Source organism: Arthrobacter sp. HMSC06H05 (assembly GCF_001807395.1).
GTDB lineage: Bacteria > Actinomycetota > Actinomycetes > Actinomycetales > Micrococcaceae > Pseudoglutamicibacter > Pseudoglutamicibacter albus.
In genome coordinates this window covers 39,028-56,153 of sequence record NZ_KV788998.1, presented here as the reverse complement: position 1 = coordinate 56,153, position 17,126 = coordinate 39,028, and the positions used below count along the sequence as shown (strand labels likewise).

The following is a 17,126-nucleotide window of genomic DNA, read 5'->3' as shown; positions in this document are numbered from 1 at the left end:
CCGAATGCAACAGTCTCTACTCCTCGCCTAGCGCCTCAATGACCTCAGGCGTCATATCGACATTCGAGTACACGGCCTGCACGTCATCGAGCTCCTCGAGCGCTTCCTCAAGTTTGACGAACGTGCGGGCCGCATCCACATCCAGCTCAACCTTCATCGTCGGCACGTACTCGACTTCATCAGAGCTGTATTCGACACCGGCTTCATCCAGCGCGTGAGCAACTGACTGCAGCTCCGAAGGCTCCGAAACGATGGTGAAAGAATCGCCGACCTTGGTGATCTCCTCGGCATCAACATCAGCCATGAGGACAACCTCCATGAGGGAATCCTCGGTGTGATCAGCCTCAGGGACCACCACGACACCCTTACGGTTGAAAAGGTAGTTGACCGAACCCGGGTCGGCGATCGTGCCACCGTTACGGGTGATCGCCACGCGAGTCTCAGAGGCCGCGCGGTTGCGGTTATCGGTCAGGCAGTGCACCAAGAGAGCCGAGCCCTGCGGACCGCGTGCCTCATACATGATCTCGGTGTAGTCAATGACCTCACCAGTCAGCCCGGCACCACGCTTGATCGCACGGTCGATGTTGTCGTTAGGAACGGAGTTCTTCTTCGCCTTGTTCACGGCGACTTCAAGAGCCGGGTTACCTTCTAGGTCCGGACCACCAGCACGCGCGGCAACCTCGATCTTCTTGATGAACTGCGCGAAAGCTTTCGCACGCTTCGCATCCAACGCAGCTTTCTTGTGCTTGGTTGTCGCCCATTTGGAGTGGCCAGCCATAGTTCTTCCGTCCCTATGTCAGTTAGTTCTAGCGTCAGACCATTCTATAGCCTGCCCTCACCGTAGCGCCGTTACTCGGCATGGCGTCGATGTACTTAGTGTGAAAGAGTCTTTTCATGACTTGTCTTACGGAGCCTAGCGGGCTTGATTACAACTTCCCTGATTTCTCTACCGTGACCCCGGATCTGTTGCGCAGCTCGGTGCGTGCCGGAATCGAGGCTCAAGAGAAAGCCGTCGCGGCCATTGTCAATGATCCGCACGAGGCGGACTTCACCAACACGTTCGAGGCTTTTGAGCTCTCAAGCGAAGCCCTTGATCGTGCAACGGCGGTCGCGTTCCACCTGTTCTCAGCTGATGCCACGGAAGAAATCCAGGCTATCGAGGCTGAAGTTACGGCTATGGTCGCAGCGCATCAGGACGCAATGACGCTCTACCCTGGCCTGTACGCCCGGATGCAGCAGGTCGATGCGGGCGCGCTTGAAGGCGAACAGGCACGCCTCGTTGAGGTCACGATGCGATCCTTCCGCGCGAGCGGCGCGGAACTGGACGCTGAGGGCCAGGAAAAGCTCAAGGCCTTGAACGCGAAGCTCACCGATTTACAGACAGAGTTCGGTCGCCTCGCGATGCAGAACCTCGTGGATGCAGCGCCTGCCCTCACGGAGGCGGAAGCTACGGGCCTCTCCCCTGCCCGACTTGAAGCGACCCGCGCCGCAGCTCAGGCCGCGGGAGCGGAAGGCCACCGTATCTCGCTCGTGTTGCCAACCGTTCAACCTGATGAAGCGATCCTGACCACCGCTGAAGGCCGCAAGAAGTTGCACGAGGCATCGTCTCAGCGTGCATCTGACGGCAAGAGCTCTACGATCGCCGCGCAGATCGCGGCATTGCGCGTAGAGCGCGCACGCTTGCTCGGTTTTGAGACGCATGCAGAAGAGATTCTGTCTCTGCGGTCGGAAACCTCGGTTTCGGCTATCAACGATCTGTTGGCGCAGTTGGCTAAGCCTGCGCTCGCGAACGCGGCCGCCGAGGATGCGCGGATCGCTGAAGCGCTCGGCCTCGAGCCTCTGTCCCCCGAGGCTCCTGTGGCACCGTGGGATCGCGCACGCGGGCTGAGTCTTGTTGGCTCGCAGTCCGATGGGGTCGACGCGGAACTGTTGCAACAGCACCTTGAACTCGACACAGTTCTGACTGAAGGCGTTTTCCGTGCCGCTGGATTGGTCTATGGGCTGAGGTTCACGGAACGCCACGACCTTCCGCTTCCTCACCCGGATGCCCGGATTTGGGAAGTTATCGAGGAGAACGGGGATGCCGTCGGGCTGTTCGTGGGCGATTTCTTCGCCCGCGACACCAAGCGTGGTGGGGCATGGATGAATGAGCTTGCCCAAGGTGCTACCGCAACCGGTTCACGCCCGATCATCTGCAATACGCTGAACATCCCTAAGCCAACCGGCGGGAACCCTGCATTGTGCACGTGGGATGAGGTCAACACACTATTCCACGAGTTCGGGCATGCGCTCCACGGCCTGCTGAGTGCCGCACACTACCCTTCTTTGGCGGGCACCAACGTTGGGCGCGACATCGTCGAGTTCCCGTCCCAGGTCAACGAGATGTGGACAGTACACCCCAAGATTCTTCCGCACTACACCAAGCACGCACACACGGGTGAACCGCTTCCTGCCGATCAGATCGAAAAACTCACCGCGACCAGCACGTGGGGCGAAGGCTTCTCGACGAGCGAATACCTCGCCGCATCGATTCTAGACCTCGCGTGGCACCAGCGCACCGGTACCGACGTCGAGGCTGACCCGGCCGGGTTCGAAGACTCAGCATTGCGTGATGCTGGCTTCAACCCGGACTCGATCGAGTCTCGCTACAAGACCGGCTACTTCCAGCACATCTTCGCTGGCGGTTATTCGGCAGGTTACTACTGCTACATCTGGTCCGAGATCCTTGACGCCGATGCGGTCGAATGGTTCAAGGAGCAAGAGGACATCCGTGCCGCTGGCCAGCTGTTCCGTGAGGAGTTCTTGAGCCGCGGTAACACGCGCGACGCACTGGAAAGCTATCGCGCATTCCGTGGACGCGATGCCCGCATCGAGCCTCTGCTTGAACGCCGCGGGCTGAAGGCATAAAAGCCGGCTAGACCAGAGTCGAGAACAAAGAATGGTGTGGGTAGATGCAGAACGTTACGAACTTCATCCACCCACACCATTTCGATATGACGAAGGGCGCGCTTGGCGTGTGTGTGCTACCAGCCGCGGTCTTCGAGGCGGTGGTGCACTGGGATCTCATCTACGTTGAGGCCGACCATTGCTTCGCCGAGACCACGGGATACGTCAGCGATCACCTTCGGGTCGTTGTAGTTGGCGGTCGCCTTGACCACAGCGGCGGCGCGAGCCTCAGGGTTACCGGACTTGAAGATGCCGGAGCCCACGAACACGCCTTCGGCACCGAGCTGCATCATCATGGCTGCGTCTGCTGGGGTTGCGATACCGCCTGCGGTCAACAAGGGCACCGGCAGCTTTCCTTCGCGGGCGACCTCAACGACGAGATCGTAGGGCGCCTGCAGTTCTTTCGCGGCAACGAACAGTTCGTCCTCAGCCATCGAAGTCAGGCGGTTGATTTCCGCGCGGATCTTACGCATGTGGCCGGTCGCGTTCGAGACATCGCCGGTTCCGGCTTCACCTTTGGAGCGGATCATCGCAGCACCCTCGTTGATGCGGCGCAAAGCCTCACCGAGGTTCGTCGCGCCACACACGAATGGTGCCTTGAACGCGAACTTGTCCACGTGGTTCTCGTAGTCAGCTGGGGAAAGAACCTCGGACTCGTCGATGAAGTCGATGTCGAGGGCTTCAAGAACCTGGGCCTCAACGAAGTGCCCGATGCGTACCTTCGCCATCACTGGAATCGATACGGCTTCCTGAATACCAACGATCATGTCAGGATCCGATGCCCGAGAAATACCGCCCTGAGCGCGGATATCGGCAGGTACACGCTCCAAAGCCATGACAGCCTTAGCGCCTGCGGCTTCAGCGATGCGAGCCTGTTCAGGGGTCACGACGTCCATGATGACGCCGCCAGTCAGATGGTCAGCAAGCCCACGACGGACGCGGGAGGCCTGCTGGGACGGTTGAGTGTTCACGCGAACAATACCTTTCGGTCATCGAAATTGAGTGGAAGGGAAAACAACGGCTGGTATCGGCCAAACCCTAGTTCATCGTATCTGTCACACCGTGCACACGCTGAGCGGTTGCGACACATCTGGAAATACGCTGAATAAGAGTCACGACCGAGCCAATACATACAGCTACGACTCCCCCGAACCACCACCACGGATTCAATCCCAGGCCGGTGAAACCGGTGAGGACAAGCACGACAACGAGACGCTCCGAACGCTCCACGAAACCGACCGAAGCATCGAAACCAAGCGATTCAGCCTTAGCCCGCACATAAGAGACGAGCCCACCAAGGCTCAAAAGGGTCAGTGCTGCTGCGCCGAACATCGGGCGCGCGCCACCTGTGAACCACCAGAACGCGAGCGTTCCGAAGATCGTGAAATCCACGAGCCGGTCGAGGGAAGAATCGAGGAAGTTCCCTAGCGCTCGTTCGGTGTGTGAGCGCGGCTGACCTACCCCAGATTCGGCTTGGTTGTCGAGGTGCCGGGCGAGTTGGCCATCGACCATGTCAGAGAAAATGAACAACGTGATGGCAACAGTGCCCCAGAACAGTTGACCCCAACTGTAGAGCGCGACCGCGGACACGGCCGCGCCCACCGAGCCCAGTACCGTGACCAGGTTCGGTGTCGCGCCTACCCGCGCTAGGACTTTCACGAGCGGACGGAACAGAGCCGTGAAAAACCCGCGCGCGTACCGGTCCAACATGCCTAGGTGACCTCGCCCCAGCCTTGCTTCATGAGCCGCAGCGTATCCCCTAACACCACTGGGATCGCTTTGGATTCAGCGATGATCGGGAAGAAGTTCGTGTCCCCACCCCAACGCGGGATCACGTGCTGATGCAGGTGCGCGGCGATACCGGCACCTCCGGCTTGGCCCTGATTCATGCCGAGATTAAAACCGTCAGGGCCCGAAACGTGGGCCAGCACGCGCATCGCTTTCTGGGCAAGCTCGCCCATCTCAGCTGTTTCTTCCGCTGTGATGTCGGTGTACATCGGGACGTGGCGGTACGGGATCACCATCATGTGGCCCGGATTATATGGGTAGAGGTTGAGGTTCACGAAGCAATGTTCGCCTCGATAGACGATGAGTGCGTCTTCATCGCTGCGTTGAGGCCCGGAACAGAACGGGCACGTGTGCTCGTCCTTGACCTGGTCCTGCCCCTTCTCGACGTAGGCCATACGGTACGGGGTCCACAACCGGCCCAGCCGGTCTGGTGCTGAAGCGAGTTCGAAGTCGTCGGTGACCTCGGCATCGTGCTCGGCTTCCGTGTGAGCGGTTGATTGAGGGTTCTCAGTTTCAGGCATGATCGGTGTTGATCCGTTCGCGTACGTGCTTCACGATGCGTTCGATCGCTTCATCGACAGGCACCTGGTTGTCTTGCGAACCGTCACGGTAGCGGAAGGAGACCGCGTTGGCTTCTTGGTCTTCCCCACCTGCGATGAGGGTGAACGGGATCTTCTCCTTGGACGCGTTGCGGATCTTCTTGGGGAACCTGTCGTGGCTGTCATCGAGTTCCGCGCGGATGCCCTCGGCTTTAAGACGCTCGACGATCTCGGTGAGATAGTCGTTGAATACCTCAGCAACAGGGATCGCACGCACCTGAACGGGGGCGAGCCATGCCGGGAACGCACCCGCGTAGTGCTCGGTGAGCACGCCCATGAAGCGTTCAATCGAACCGAATTTGGCGGCGTGGATCATGACTGGTTCCTGCCGGGTTCCGTCAGCTGCCTGATATTCGAGTTCGAAGCGGGCTGGCTGGTTGAAATCGTACTGGACCGTGCCCATCTGCCATGTGCGGCCGATCGCATCTCGCGCCTGGACGGAGATCTTTGGCCCGTAGAACGCCGCCCCACCTGGATCCGGGACGAGCTCAACACCGGTCGAGACAGCGACTTCCTCCAAGATGCGGGTTGCTTCTTCCCACTGTTCTTGAGAACCGATGAACTTATCGGAGTCCTCATCTCGGGTTGAGAGCTCAAGATAGTAATCATCCATACCGAAGTCCCGTAGCAGGGACAGCATGAATTCGATGAGGTGGCGGACCTCTTCCGGTGCTTGTTCCTTGGTCACGTAGGAGTGGGAGTCGTCTTGAGCGAAACCGCGCACGCGGGTCAGCCCGTGGATCACGCCGGACTTTTCGTACCGGTAGACGTGCCCGAACTCGAACAGACGCAGAGGCAGGTCGCGGTAGGAACGGCCCCGTGACTTATAGATGAGGTTGTGCATCGGGCAGTTCATCGCTTTGAGGCGGTATTCCTGACCCGGCTTGGTCACGTTGCCGTCGTCATCGTGCTCGGCGTCCACGGTCAGCGGCGGGAACATCGTGTCCGCGTAGTACGGCAGATGCCCTGAGGTGTGGAAGAGGCCAGCACGTGAGATGTGGGGGGTGCCGACGTAATCGAAGCCTGCGGCCACGTGGCGGTCGCGAACGTAGTCTTCCATTTCGCGTTTGATGATGCCGCCTTTGACGTGGAACACCGGCAGGCCGGAGCCGAGCTCATCCGGGAAGGAGAACAGGTCGAGTTCGGTTCCGAGGCGGCGGTGGTCGCGGCGTTCGGCTTCTGCGAGGCGCTCTTGGTACTCCTTGAGTTCCTGCTTGGTTGGCCACGCCGTGCCGTAGATACGTTGCAGCTGTTTGTTGTTTTCGTTGCCGAGCCAATATGCTGCCGCGCTACGGGTTAGCGCGAATGCGTTGGAGATGATCTTGGTGTTCGGCAGGTGCGGGCCGCGGCAGAGGTCTCGCCAGATGACTTCGCCGGTCTTGCGGTCGATGTTGTCGTAGAGGGTGATTTCGCCTTCACCGATCTCAACGCTCATGCCTTCGCCCGAGGTTGCGGCTTCATCGGCTTTGGAGAGCAGGATGAGCTTGTATGGCTCGTCTTTGAGTGCTGCGCGTGCTTGTTCAGCGGTGACGGTTTCGCGGCGGAAAGACTGGGTCTGGTTCACGATGCGCAGCATGCGCTTCTCAATAGCCTTGAGGTCTTCCGGGGTGAAGGGTTCATCGACGTCGAAGTCGAAGTAGAAGCCGTCGGTGATGTAGGGGCCGATGCCGAGTTTAGCTTCCGGGTAGAGTTCCTGGACGGCTTGAGCCATGACGTGGGCGGTCGAGTGGCGTAGAACGTTGAGTCCGTCTGGGCTGCTGATGTCCACCGATTCGATGACAGCGTCGGCTGGCACTTCGCGATGAAGGTCCCACAGTTCACCGTTGACGCGCATCACTACGGTGGTTTTCTGGTCTTTGAACAGGTCGAGTCCAGTTGTTCCCTGTTCCACCTCCCGCGCTTGTCCGTCGATCGTGAGGTTCAGGGAATCAGCCATGGTGGCCCGCCTTTCTTGTTCTATGGCTTTATGGTGAGTGGCATACCGAGGCCACGACCAGCCAATGTCTCATTCTATGGCACTGTTGAGTTTCTATGTCCTTATTCAGTGTGAAGCGCGGCATGTTTGTTTCGTGTATGCGGTGTTTTCGAGGTAGCCGGGTTGCGGTGGGAGTTTTTCGGGTGGGGTTTCGGGTGTGATGGGTTCTTGGAGGTCCCATGCACGGATCGCTTGGATGCTCACGGCTCTCGGGCCGGTGCGGCGTGTGGTGCCTTCTACGAGCATGAGTCGTGATGAGAAAACGATCGGGCCGGCATCGTTTTGCGCTTGGGTGAAGAAGGAAATATCGGCGCAACCGTGCCCGTCATCGAGGCTAATGAAGACGACCCTCTCCCCTGAACGCATCGGCGGGGTTTGAGTTGCCACACGCACCCCAGCGACGAGGACTCGGGTCCCTGAGCGTAGTTCCAGAAGCCGGTTGGATGGGGTTGCGCCGATGGCTTCGAGATAGGAGGCGTGGGCGTCCATGATGTGGCCGCTGATGTCAGCGGCGGTGAGGTCGAGTTCGGTTCGGACGTTTTGGGCTGGTGTCGGATCAGGGATAACCGGTGCTAGCGCCGCGGTTTCAAGGTCCACCCCTAGATCGAGTGCGCCTTGGCCTGGGATGGGTCGGTCTTTGTGCGCGCGTTGTGGTGTGTTGCGTTGGGTTTCGAGGTGGTGAATGAGGTCGGCTCTGCCTCCTCTACCGGGTGTCAGGAAACGGTCGAGTGCTCCGAGTTGGGCTAACCGGACCATGCTGGCTTTAGTGATGCGGGCGCGGGAACGAACGTCTGCGACTGATGTGTAGGGGGCGTTGGCGCTTAAGCGTTGGGCTTCAGGGGTGCTGAGTCCGCTGACCAGTGTCCAGGACATGCGGATGCCAAGATCTCCGCGCACCCGATACCCGGGTACTGGTTCACTCGGTGTTTGGGCGTGTTCGGGGATGCGTTCAAGCTTGAAGGATGTACTCGAGGCGTTGACATCCAGCGGGAGTAGCGGGATACCGAGCCGGCGGGCTTCTGCGATGAGCAGCCTTTGCGGGTACATGCCCGGGTCGTGTTCGAATAGTGCGGCCATGAACGCTTCTGGGTGGTGGGTTTTCAGCCACGCGGATTGATATGTGGGGATGGCGAACGCGGCTCCGTGGGCTTTGCAGAATCCGAAGGAGCCGAAAGCGGCCAGGATGGACCATACTTCATCGATGACGTCGACCGAATACCCTTTCGTGAGCGCATCGCGCCTGAACGTTTTTTCGAAGACCGGTTCCCGCTCAGGGTTGCCGATCCAGCGCCGGTACACGTCAGCACGTGCGAGCCCGCACCCTGTCATGAGGTCGATGATGCGCAGGACTTGTTCGTGGAACACCACAACCCCGTGGGTTTCTTTCAAGATCGGGGCGAGATCCGGGTGCGGGACTTCCGTGTGCCGGAATCCGTGACGTTGTTCCAGGAACGGTTTGACCATGTCTGATTGCATCGGGCCTGGACGGAACAGGGAAATGTCGATGATGAGGTCGTTGAGTTCAGTCGGGGCGAGCTTCCCGATGAGTTCCCGCTGGCCTGGGGATTCGATTTGGAAAACCCCCAGCGTGTTGGTTGTCCGGATCATCTGGAAAGTGGCTTCATCATCGAACGGAATCCGGTCTAAATAGACCGAATCCGTTACCCCGTGTATCCGTTTGATTTCTTCGAGGGTGTAGGCGATTGCTGACTGCATCCGGACCCCGAGCACATCGAGTTTGATGAGCCCCATGTGGTCCATGTCGTGTTTATCGAATTGGCTCATAGCCAGCCCCATACCGGAGGGCTGGACCGGGGTCCGGTCTAATAAGGAACTGTCTGAAAGGATCACCCCGCACGGGTGCATTGAGATGTGGCGAGGCAACCGGTCAAGCCGCTCTGTGAGATCGACGAGTAAGTCCCACCGGTTGTTACCGGTTTGGCGTTCAGCTTCAAGCCGGTGCGCGAGCGGGGCGAGCTCCGGCATTTTCGCAACCGCGTCCCGCACGTTCGAGGCGTTCAGCCGCCACAGGCTCTTAGCTGCTCGGTCGATATCGTCGCTTTCCATGCCGAGCGCATAGCCTGCATCGCGGACCGCTCCCCTTGCCCTGTAGGCGTTCTGCATCGACATGAGCGTGGTGCGGTCTTCACCGAAGCGTTTGAACAGTTCCCTATAGACCGCGTGACGTTGAGCGGATTCAACATCCACATCGATATCCGGCAGGCTTGCTCGTTCCCGTGAGAGGAAACGTTCAAAGATCAGGTCATGTTCAAGCGGGTTCACATGCGATATCCCTAAGAGGTACACCACAAGGCTCGATGCGCCTGAGCCTCGCGCGGCGGCCCTGACCCCCATGCCGTGGATGATGTCGGTAGCCGCGGCGACGGTGAGGAAATAGCTTGCAAACCCGAGCTCTTCGATGATGCCCAGTTCATGCTCCAGGACGTCCAGGGCACGCTGACGCATCCGTTCAGCGCGCGCCGGTGAATGATGCAGAACAGCTTCGCCGCCTGGAGCGAATAACCGTTCGAGGCTCGCCAGGCACCGTTGCCGTAATTCAAGCATCGGGTTGTGCCTAATCCCGATCACGTGCGCCTCAGGAACAACCGGGGTTCCCCAGCCCATATGTTTGACCGGATCAAGCGCGCTCAGAGACGCACACCGTTGCGTTGAGCGCAGCAACTGCTCGGCCCCCTGGGACCCTAGCCCCGCGGCCGAGGCCAGCTCGGCAGCCACCTCGTGCATCTGGGCGCTTGGCTTGAGCCATCCTTGCCCGTTGACTTGCGGGCTCTCACCGCGGGCAGCGCTCACCGCGGGAACGGTGCCTTTCGGTGCGGTAACAGAACCTAGTGGGCTCATCAGGCGCACCGCGTCCACAACATCGGCGGTGGCGGCGCCGTCCGGGGTCGCATACCGCACCGCGTTCGTCACAACCGCTTCCATACGGCTTTCGCGGGCGGCTTTCCACATCCGTAGAGCATGCGCGTGGCTACAGCGCTGCCCGGGCCGGGACATGTGGCTCACCAGTTCTATAAACAACGCATCGGTATGGAGTGTGTCCTGCCATGCTTTAAGCCGGCGCCGCATGTGCGCATAGCGGCGACGATACGCGGCATGGCCCACATCCGAGTCAGGCCCTAGGAGCACACTGAGGCGTACATAGCCATCGGGCCCGAGTACTGCTTGGCGCACATCAAGCCGGCTCACCCCCACAATCCCGTGGGCTTCTCTCCCCCGCTGATGCGCTACCGACACGAGCCGAACCAGCGCCGAATACCCCTCCGAGGAACCACGGGCGAGCACAACAATCCGACCTGCAACGCTCACCTCGCCGGCACTGTTCACCCCAGCTGCGGTGCTCGCCCCGCCTACGATATTTTCTTCGTCTGCGATGCTCGCGCCAGAAACGCTCGTGCTTTCGAGCAGAGCAAGATCTACGCCCAGAATCGGGGTGACCCCATGCTCGATGCACGCCGCAACATGTTTGATAGCCCCGTATAGCCCGTCGCGGTCAGTGCACGCTAGAGCCCAAGCACCATCAGCTGCAGCCTGTTCCACTAACTTCTCTGGCCGGTCAACCCCGTAGTGGGTGCTATACGCGGTAGAAACATGCAGATGCGGGAAACCCACTTTTCCCTTCATACGCTTAAGCGACTGCCTTCTCTACGCGCTACGTTGTAAAGGCTGCGAAGGCAGTTCAACATTGATCAGCCGCCACCGGCCCGTTGCGCAGTGCTGAGAAACATACATTGTCTGCGGCTCAGAACTTGGGTTCAACTGCACCTGCAACTGCCACACCAAATGATCAACAGTCCCGGGTCCAGAACCTTTAACGGCTCTAGGGTCCTCCTCCCACCAGGCCCTACGCTCAAACCACTTCACGGGCTCTGCGCACACCGTCCATGTGCGCCCTTGCCACAGCACGGCACTCGGCGCGCCCTGCTCGTCACAACGCAATTCCACAGATTGGGTGAACATACTCATGTTTCCTACTTCTCACCGGCCGCCTGTGAGCTGGCTCGGCCGCAACGCTGGATGTGCGGGGCCTGGGAAGCGGAACCTCACACAACGAGATTCGAACATGTGTTCGATAGGAAGACCTTAAGAATACCCCCTGACAGTTTGAACCGCACACCCGCCCTAACCTCTGCGCGCTTGCGTTACACACACGTTCTGCCCCATCGGAGACAATAGGGACCATGCCCCTTCAACCCCTCGATAGCGCTACCCCGACCTCTCCGGACAACACCCCTTCTCAGCAAGAAACCATGCCTGCCCCGCCGAGCCCTCTATACGAACGTCTCGGCTGGGCCTCACTCGACGCCGCGCTCGCCGCGACCAGCCGGGCATCTGAAAGCCGTGGCGTTGCACTCGATCCACACCAGATAAGCGCAGCCCACACAATCCTGGGCTCGCACCGTTCGGGGGTCTACCTTGTGGGCGAGGTCGGACGCGGTAAGACCTGGCTCATCGACAGCATCCTCCGCAACGCCCCCGCAGCAACCCTGCGGATGCATTTGACCGCGTTCTTCCGCGCGTTAACCCACAGCATGCACACCAACGGGCACGCCTTCGCGCAAGCCGTCACCGACGTCGTAGCAGCCAACACCGTGATCTTCATCGATGAATTCCACGTCCACGATGTCGCCGACGCCGTCATGCTGCGCCGCGCACTCAGCATCCTCGCCGAGCACGACATCGCACTCTTCACAACATCCAACGCCGCGCCCGGTAACGGTCACGACGACCCCATGATCGCTGACGCGCTCGGCCCCGCAGCACGCCACATCCATGAAAACCTCGAGGTCCTAACCCTCACGCATCCACAGGACTACCGCGCGCTCCAACACCACACAATCCCGCCTCACCCAAACCAGCACCAGCCAAGCCCGCACCAAGCTACCGGCTTCGCAGCGGGCACCTGGACCATCGTCAACAGCCCCGCCTCATCCCCAGCCACCGGCACCACAACAGGCAACACCACAACAAGCAGCGCAACCATCCCGCTACCCGGGACTGCACGCACCCTGACCGTCAACCCCACCAGCCTAGACAGCACGGACTCAGAAAACGCCACACTAGACACAACCTGGGAATACTTATGCGAAGGCAGCATTTCCCCAGCAGATCTGCTCGCGCTCGCCGATGACTATTCGACCTGGGTCCTCCGGGAGGTCCCCGCGCCTGAAAGTATGACGCGCAACGCGATACAGCGGTTCGCGCACATGGTCGATGTGTTAGCCGATGCGGACATCCCGCTACACGTCTATGCCCCGGTCCCACCGGAGGAGCTTGCCCGCGCACCCCGCGGGCCGGTCTATCCCGAACGCATGTTTTCGCGCCTGCAGCTGCTGACACCGGTTGCTGACACGCGCCCTTGATGCGCGGTAGCCTCGAAACTATGAATCAAACCCTTCAGACACTTCTCAACGCAACACGCGTCACGGGCCTTGAAGCCAGCGCTAACGGACGCGTCGTCGCCACCGTCCAACAGCTGGATGCCGATGGCACCGGCTGGCAGAGCCAGATCGTTGAACTCCCGAAGGGTTCAACACAACCCCGTACTTTGACCCGCCACGAGAAGGGCGCATCAAGCCCCGTCTTGGATGCGCGGGGTCGCTTGTTTTATATGGCGTCCAACCCTGAGGGCGCGAAGGCCGGCAGTTGCATATGGCACCTTCCGCAGGCGTCTGCTTCCCCATTGTTGCTTGGCTCGCGTCCGGGTGGGTTCCGTAGCTTGCAGGTCAGTAAGAGCACACTGTTCGCTCAAGCGGGTATGCATTCGCAGGCGAGCACTGAAGCGGAGCACGCAGAGTATTCGCGTAGCCGCTCCACGATGCATGTGTCCGGGATCCTTCATTCCGCGTTCCCTTCGCGTTATTGGGCGAGCGATCTTGGGCCTGCAACGGACGTGATCCTGGTGGCTGAGTTGCCCGAAAACATCGAGGCAGCCGCCTCTGAACATGAGAAGAACGCTCGCCTCAAGAAAGCCGCCGAGGCGGCTAGCAAGGACGCTGTCAGCAAGGACACCGCTGGCGAAGACAGCGAGGCGGATAGCAAGGGCAACGACACTAGCGAGAACAACGACGCCGCTGAGGGAGCGGATTCGCTGCTCTCCTGGCGTGTTGTACGGATGCCGAAGGGGCGATTGCTTTCGTGGAAGGCGGCCCCGGATGCCTCGTTCATTCTCGCAGCGATCGAGGTCAACGTCGCTGATCTCATCACGGGCACGCAGTTGTGGCGCATCGATGTCGCTACGGGTGAGAAGACCATGCTTACCGACGTCGACACGGTTCCTGGTCATCACCTCAGCCTGGTCGATATTTCTCCTGATTCAGCCAAGGTTGTTCTCAACTGCGCCCGTGATTGGACCCCGCAGCAGTCGCTGAGATCGACCTCCCACATCATGGATATCGCGACCGGTGAGCGCACCGAGCTGTGGCCGGAGCTGGACCACTGGGTCGCTCCGATCTGGGTCACGAATTCCGAGCTCGCGGCAACGAGCGATGACGCCGGTAGCGGTTCCGTATGGTTCGGTTCGGCGACCGATGCCGCGCCGCAGCGCATCGCCGGCGGCCCAGGTACCGGCGAGGTTTTCACTGGCCTGGCACGTGTGGGTGCCGCGGACCGCTCGGTAAGCGGGGATGAAGCGCCCGCCTTGATTTCATTGCGTAACGGGATCTCTGTTGCACCGCATCCGGTGCGCATCGGGCTACCGAGCGACGCCGGAGCAGCAGAAAACACGGCTGAGGTCACGGTCGAGGAACTCGCTAACCCAGCTGATGCAACGGATCAGCCGGGCCGTACAGAAAACATCACGGCAACAGCGGAGGACGGAACCGAGATCCGCGCGTGGCTACGGTTGCCGGAAGGTAGCGGCCCTCACCCGCTCATCGTGTTCGCACACGGCGGACCGTGGGGTTCGTGGAACGCGTTCACCTACCGCTGGAACCCGGCACCGTTTGTCGCCGCGGGCTTCGCGGTCCTTCTGCCGGACCCGGCTATCTCGACCGGCTATGGCCAGGCGATGATCGACCGTGGCCAGCAGCAGCTCGGCGGAACCCCGTACACGGACATCATGGCGCTCACTGACGCCACCATCCAGCGGGCAGACATCGACGAAACCAAGCAGGCGTTCGCTGGCGGTTCCTACGGCGGCTTCATGGCTAACTGGGTTGCCGGGCATACGGGCGACCGGTTCAAAGCCATCGTGACCCACGCCTCGCTATGGAATACGACCTCGATGGGCCGCAGCACCGACAACGCGTCCTGGGACCGTGCGATGCGGGAGCAGGGAGCGGAGTATTCGCCGCATCTCTTCGCGGAGAAGATCACAGCCCCGATGCTCGTGATCCACGGCGATAAAGACTACCGTGTTCCGATCGGTCAGGGGCTCGAGCTGTGGCACGCACTCCATGTGCATGCGTCCACACCACGTGCTGCGGACGGGTCGCTTCCCCACCGCTACCTCTACTTCCCGGATGAGGGTCACTGGATCGAGTCCCGCGGGAATGCTGAGGTCTGGTACCGCACGTTCATCGGCTTCCTGCAAGAGCATGTGCTCGGCGAGGGACCTGAGAAGCCGCTCTCGCTCGGATAGCCGTTATTGAGCAACGTTCTGGCCGCCTAGCCGTTGGTGGTTAGCCGGCCAGAACGATGCAACAAAACTAGAGCAGCGTCGGCTCTTACTTCAGAACGCACCCGTGAATACACTGTATTCACAACGTCCGTAGGGGGTAACCATGAGCACCATAGCCATCCGTATGAACGAGCAAGACGCTGAGCTCGTCCGCAAGTTCGCCAAATTCGAGGGGCTCGCCATCTCCGATTTCGCCCGTGCAGCGATCCTAGAGAAGGTCGAGGATTCGTACGATTTGGCGGAGCTACGTGAAGCCATGGCGCAGGATTCCGGTGAACGCTTCACCATCGAGGAGATCCTAGACGACCTCGGCCGATGACCATGCAACTTACCCTGTACCGCGTCGAATTGACCGTACAAGAAGCTAAAACAGTGGCGGGTCGGTGTTGTCGATAGGCGTGATGAGTTCTGGGCCGTTGTTCCGCACATTGCCTACAGCCGGGCCGACTTCGTGCATCTCCCACTCCCCAAGCGAATCGTAAGCGTGGGCTACAGCTTCAGCGACGAGCGTTGCAGCGTCCTGGCTTTCCGGATCCAGCCATGCGCTCAGCGCGGCTTCGTCCCCGAGCGGAACCGGCAAACGGTCATGGAGCAGTCCAAGTTCACCCGCCATCCCTGGGGCTTCGTGTGATGGCGATGCGCACGTCAGTATCGTGCACGAAAGCACCCACGGATTCTCCGCCGGAACACTAGATGCCCCGGCTGTTGGGTCTTGTCGCGAGGCTGGGTCGTTGTGCGGGTTGGGGTCTTTCCACCATTCATACAGACCCGCGAAGACGATCGGCGCGCCGTCTTGACGGTGCACGAAGAACGGCCGCTTACGCCCGCCCGGTTTCTCTGGTGCGAGCCATTCATAGTAGCCATCCACAGGGATCGCGCAGCGGCGAGCTTTCACAGCTGACCTGAACGTCGGCTTCGACGTCACAGTTTCTGAGCGTGCGTTGAAAGCGCGGGAGGAGAACGAGAGATCTTTAGCCCAGATCGGGACCAGACCCCAGCGCGCCACGTGCAGTTCACGCCGATACCCCGCTGACACCTGTCCTGTTGGCAGATGTCCCGCGGGCTCGATGAGCCGTTCCAGCACGATCGGGACGTCTTTTGTGGGCGCAACGTTGTAGTCGGGCCGAAGTTCTAGCTGTTCATAAGCGTCTTCGGTGCCGTCCGCATCGGGCATTTCGATGCCGAGCGCGTCCATGAGGTCTCCGGCAGCCCGGGCGATCACATAGCGTCCACACATGTATCCATCGTGGCACACGCAACCCGCACGATGAGGCAGGCGCGGAGAGCAACTACCTACCCGCGCTCGTCGAACGTATAGCCGTGCTCGCCCCAGACCTCTAGGAGTGTCTCGATGAAGCGTTCATGCGTGATGGGTTCAGCGACGAGGTCTTGCACGGATCCGATGGTGTTGGGATCCAGTTCCAGCCCCATCGCCTCGTAGACGGATTCGGTTACGGCGGCGATGGGGTCGGTGTCTTCGAGTATGACGGCCGATGAGAACAGCCACGCCCCTTGAACCACGCGCTGAGCCGTCCCGACGAGCTTTACTTTGCGTCCTCGCCCGAAGCGGCCTTGCCTGGTCGCGATCCCGTGGACCGAGTATTCACCAGGGCAGTATTCTCCGGGTAGCTCCCCCACTGCGGCCGTAACGTCGAGGCGTGTGAATACTTCCACGAAGAGGTTCGCGAAGTGTTCGAAGCGGTGCTGGTGTGTGAGCATCGCGTCTTTTTCGGGTTGGATGTGGTCGATGACCCAGCTGCCTGGATGATAGGCCATTGCCCGGCCCCCTGCTTTGCGGATGAGTGGGGCGAATCCGGCGTCGCGGCCTGCTTGGGCGGCAGCCTCGTAGCCGGGTGCTCGGGTGTCGCGTTGGCCGAAGGCCAGGGTCGGAGCGGGACGGTATATGCGCAGCAGCGGCCCACGTTTGTCTTGTGCGACCTCTCGCAACAGTTCGATGCCGCGGTCAAGATCCGCCGCGGGGTCACCGGAAGGTTCCTCACGTAAAAGTATTCCGGCTGTCGGCTGCTGTTCGGGGATCGCAGTGCTCACGGAGCCTTAGTTTAGCCCGCTGCGCCTCGAGGCTACACAAACTACGACTTTGGACGAGTGGCTAGCCCTTGGATTTGGTAGATACTTCAGGACCTTTCACGTCGGACCCGGACGCACCTCCAATAGGCCC

Annotated in this window: 13 protein-coding genes; 4 read left to right on the top strand and 9 right to left on the bottom strand. The window is 60.5% G+C overall.

Features of this window, described 5'->3' with window-relative positions; all coding sequences use genetic code 11:
• Positions 1-16: 16 nt before the first annotated feature.
• Positions 17-778, bottom strand: a complete 762-nt coding sequence (locus HMPREF3160_RS08275) for a YebC/PmpR family DNA-binding transcriptional regulator (RefSeq protein WP_035755130.1) — start codon at positions 776-778, stop codon at positions 17-19.
• Positions 779-894: 116 nt separating this feature from the next.
• Here HMPREF3160_RS08275 and HMPREF3160_RS08270 point away from each other — a divergent pair, with 116 nt between their 5' ends.
• Positions 895-2,907 carry a M3 family metallopeptidase gene (locus HMPREF3160_RS08270; RefSeq protein WP_070492259.1) on the top strand — a complete coding sequence of 671 codons (2,013 nt, stop codon included), beginning with the start codon at positions 895-897 and terminating at the stop codon, positions 2,905-2,907.
• Between the two features lie 116 nt (positions 2,908-3,023).
• Here HMPREF3160_RS08270 and pdxS read toward each other — a convergent pair whose 3' ends face one another.
• From pdxS to HMPREF3160_RS10245, 6 genes are all read right to left on the bottom strand, one after another.
• Complete coding sequence (gene pdxS, locus HMPREF3160_RS08265; RefSeq protein ID WP_035755125.1) at positions 3,024-3,917, bottom strand: pyridoxal 5'-phosphate synthase lyase subunit PdxS; 894 nt, start codon at positions 3,915-3,917, stop codon at positions 3,024-3,026.
• A 67-nt stretch (positions 3,918-3,984) separates the two neighbouring features.
• Entirely contained in the window at positions 3,985-4,656 is a 672-nt protein-coding gene (gene pgsA, locus HMPREF3160_RS08260; protein WP_035755123.1) for a phosphatidylinositol phosphate synthase, read from the bottom strand.
• A 2-nt stretch (positions 4,657-4,658) separates the two neighbouring features.
• Positions 4,659-5,255, bottom strand: coding sequence for an HIT family protein (locus HMPREF3160_RS08255; protein ID WP_035755121.1), 597 nt, complete (start codon positions 5,253-5,255; stop codon positions 4,659-4,661).
• Complete coding sequence (gene thrS / locus HMPREF3160_RS08250; protein ID WP_070508008.1) at positions 5,248-7,269, bottom strand: threonine--tRNA ligase; 2,022 nt, start codon at positions 7,267-7,269, stop codon at positions 5,248-5,250. The genes HMPREF3160_RS08255 and thrS overlap by 8 nt, the downstream gene beginning before the upstream one ends.
• Positions 7,270-7,374: 105 nt before the next feature.
• Entirely contained in the window at positions 7,375-10,950 is a 3,576-nt protein-coding gene (dnaE, locus tag HMPREF3160_RS08245; RefSeq protein WP_070508006.1) for a DNA polymerase III subunit alpha, read from the bottom strand.
• A 21-nt stretch (positions 10,951-10,971) separates the two neighbouring features.
• Entirely contained in the window at positions 10,972-11,286 is a 315-nt protein-coding gene (locus HMPREF3160_RS10245) for a DUF6504 family protein (protein ID WP_232219251.1), read from the bottom strand.
• Between the two features lie 221 nt (positions 11,287-11,507).
• Between HMPREF3160_RS10245 and zapE the strand changes: the two genes are divergently transcribed.
• The 3 genes from zapE to relB all read left to right on the top strand — a co-directional run bounded on the left by zapE (position 11,508) and on the right by relB (position 15,266).
• A complete protein-coding gene (gene zapE / locus HMPREF3160_RS08235) occupies positions 11,508-12,689 on the top strand; it encodes an AFG1/ZapE family ATPase (protein ID WP_083285571.1) in 1,182 nt (393 codons plus the stop codon).
• A 20-nt stretch (positions 12,690-12,709) separates the two neighbouring features.
• Entirely contained in the window at positions 12,710-14,908 is a 2,199-nt protein-coding gene (locus HMPREF3160_RS08230; RefSeq protein WP_070508032.1) for a S9 family peptidase, read from the top strand.
• 142 nt (positions 14,909-15,050) lie between these two features.
• The gene (relB, locus tag HMPREF3160_RS08225) at positions 15,051-15,266 is read left to right on the top strand and encodes a type II toxin-antitoxin system RelB family antitoxin (protein ID WP_035755112.1); all 216 of its coding nucleotides are present in this window, start codon (positions 15,051-15,053) and stop codon (positions 15,264-15,266) included.
• A gap of 45 nt (positions 15,267-15,311) precedes the next feature.
• Here the strand turns inward: relB and HMPREF3160_RS08220 are convergent, their stop codons facing one another.
• Both HMPREF3160_RS08220 and HMPREF3160_RS08215 read right to left on the bottom strand, forming a co-directional pair.
• Entirely contained in the window at positions 15,312-16,184 is an 873-nt protein-coding gene (locus tag HMPREF3160_RS08220) for an SOS response-associated peptidase (protein WP_070508002.1), read from the bottom strand.
• 56 nt (positions 16,185-16,240) lie between these two features.
• On the bottom strand, positions 16,241-16,996 hold the full coding sequence (locus HMPREF3160_RS08215) for a lipoate--protein ligase family protein (RefSeq protein WP_141739887.1): 756 nt from the start codon (positions 16,994-16,996) through the stop codon (positions 16,241-16,243).
• Positions 16,997-17,126: the final 130 nt, after the last annotated feature.

Excerpts from the sequence above, each read along its gene's own strand:
- HMPREF3160_RS08275 (WP_035755130.1), bottom strand. The coding sequence starts at position 778 with ATGGCTGGCCACTCCAAATGGGCGACAACCAAGCACAAGAAAGCTGCG.
- HMPREF3160_RS08270 (WP_070492259.1), top strand. The coding sequence starts at position 895 with ATGACTTGTCTTACGGAGCCTAGCGGGCTTGATTACAACTTCCCTGAT.
- pgsA (WP_035755123.1), bottom strand. The coding sequence starts at position 4,656 with ATGTTGGACCGGTACGCGCGCGGGTTTTTCACGGCTCTGTTCCGTCCG.
- HMPREF3160_RS08255 (WP_035755121.1), bottom strand. The coding sequence starts at position 5,255 with ATGCCTGAAACTGAGAACCCTCAATCAACCGCTCACACGGAAGCCGAG.
- thrS (WP_070508008.1), bottom strand. The coding sequence starts at position 7,269 with ATGGCTGATTCCCTGAACCTCACGATCGACGGACAAGCGCGGGAGGTG.
- dnaE (WP_070508006.1), bottom strand. The coding sequence starts at position 10,950 with ATGAAGGGAAAAGTGGGTTTCCCGCATCTGCATGTTTCTACCGCGTAT.
- HMPREF3160_RS10245 (WP_232219251.1), bottom strand. The coding sequence starts at position 11,286 with ATGTTCACCCAATCTGTGGAATTGCGTTGTGACGAGCAGGGCGCGCCG.
- zapE (WP_083285571.1), top strand. The coding sequence starts at position 11,508 with ATGCCCCTTCAACCCCTCGATAGCGCTACCCCGACCTCTCCGGACAAC.
- HMPREF3160_RS08230 (WP_070508032.1), top strand. The coding sequence starts at position 12,710 with ATGAATCAAACCCTTCAGACACTTCTCAACGCAACACGCGTCACGGGC.
- relB (WP_035755112.1), top strand. The coding sequence starts at position 15,051 with ATGAGCACCATAGCCATCCGTATGAACGAGCAAGACGCTGAGCTCGTC.
- HMPREF3160_RS08220 (WP_070508002.1), bottom strand. The coding sequence starts at position 16,184 with ATGTGTGGACGCTATGTGATCGCCCGGGCTGCCGGAGACCTCATGGAC.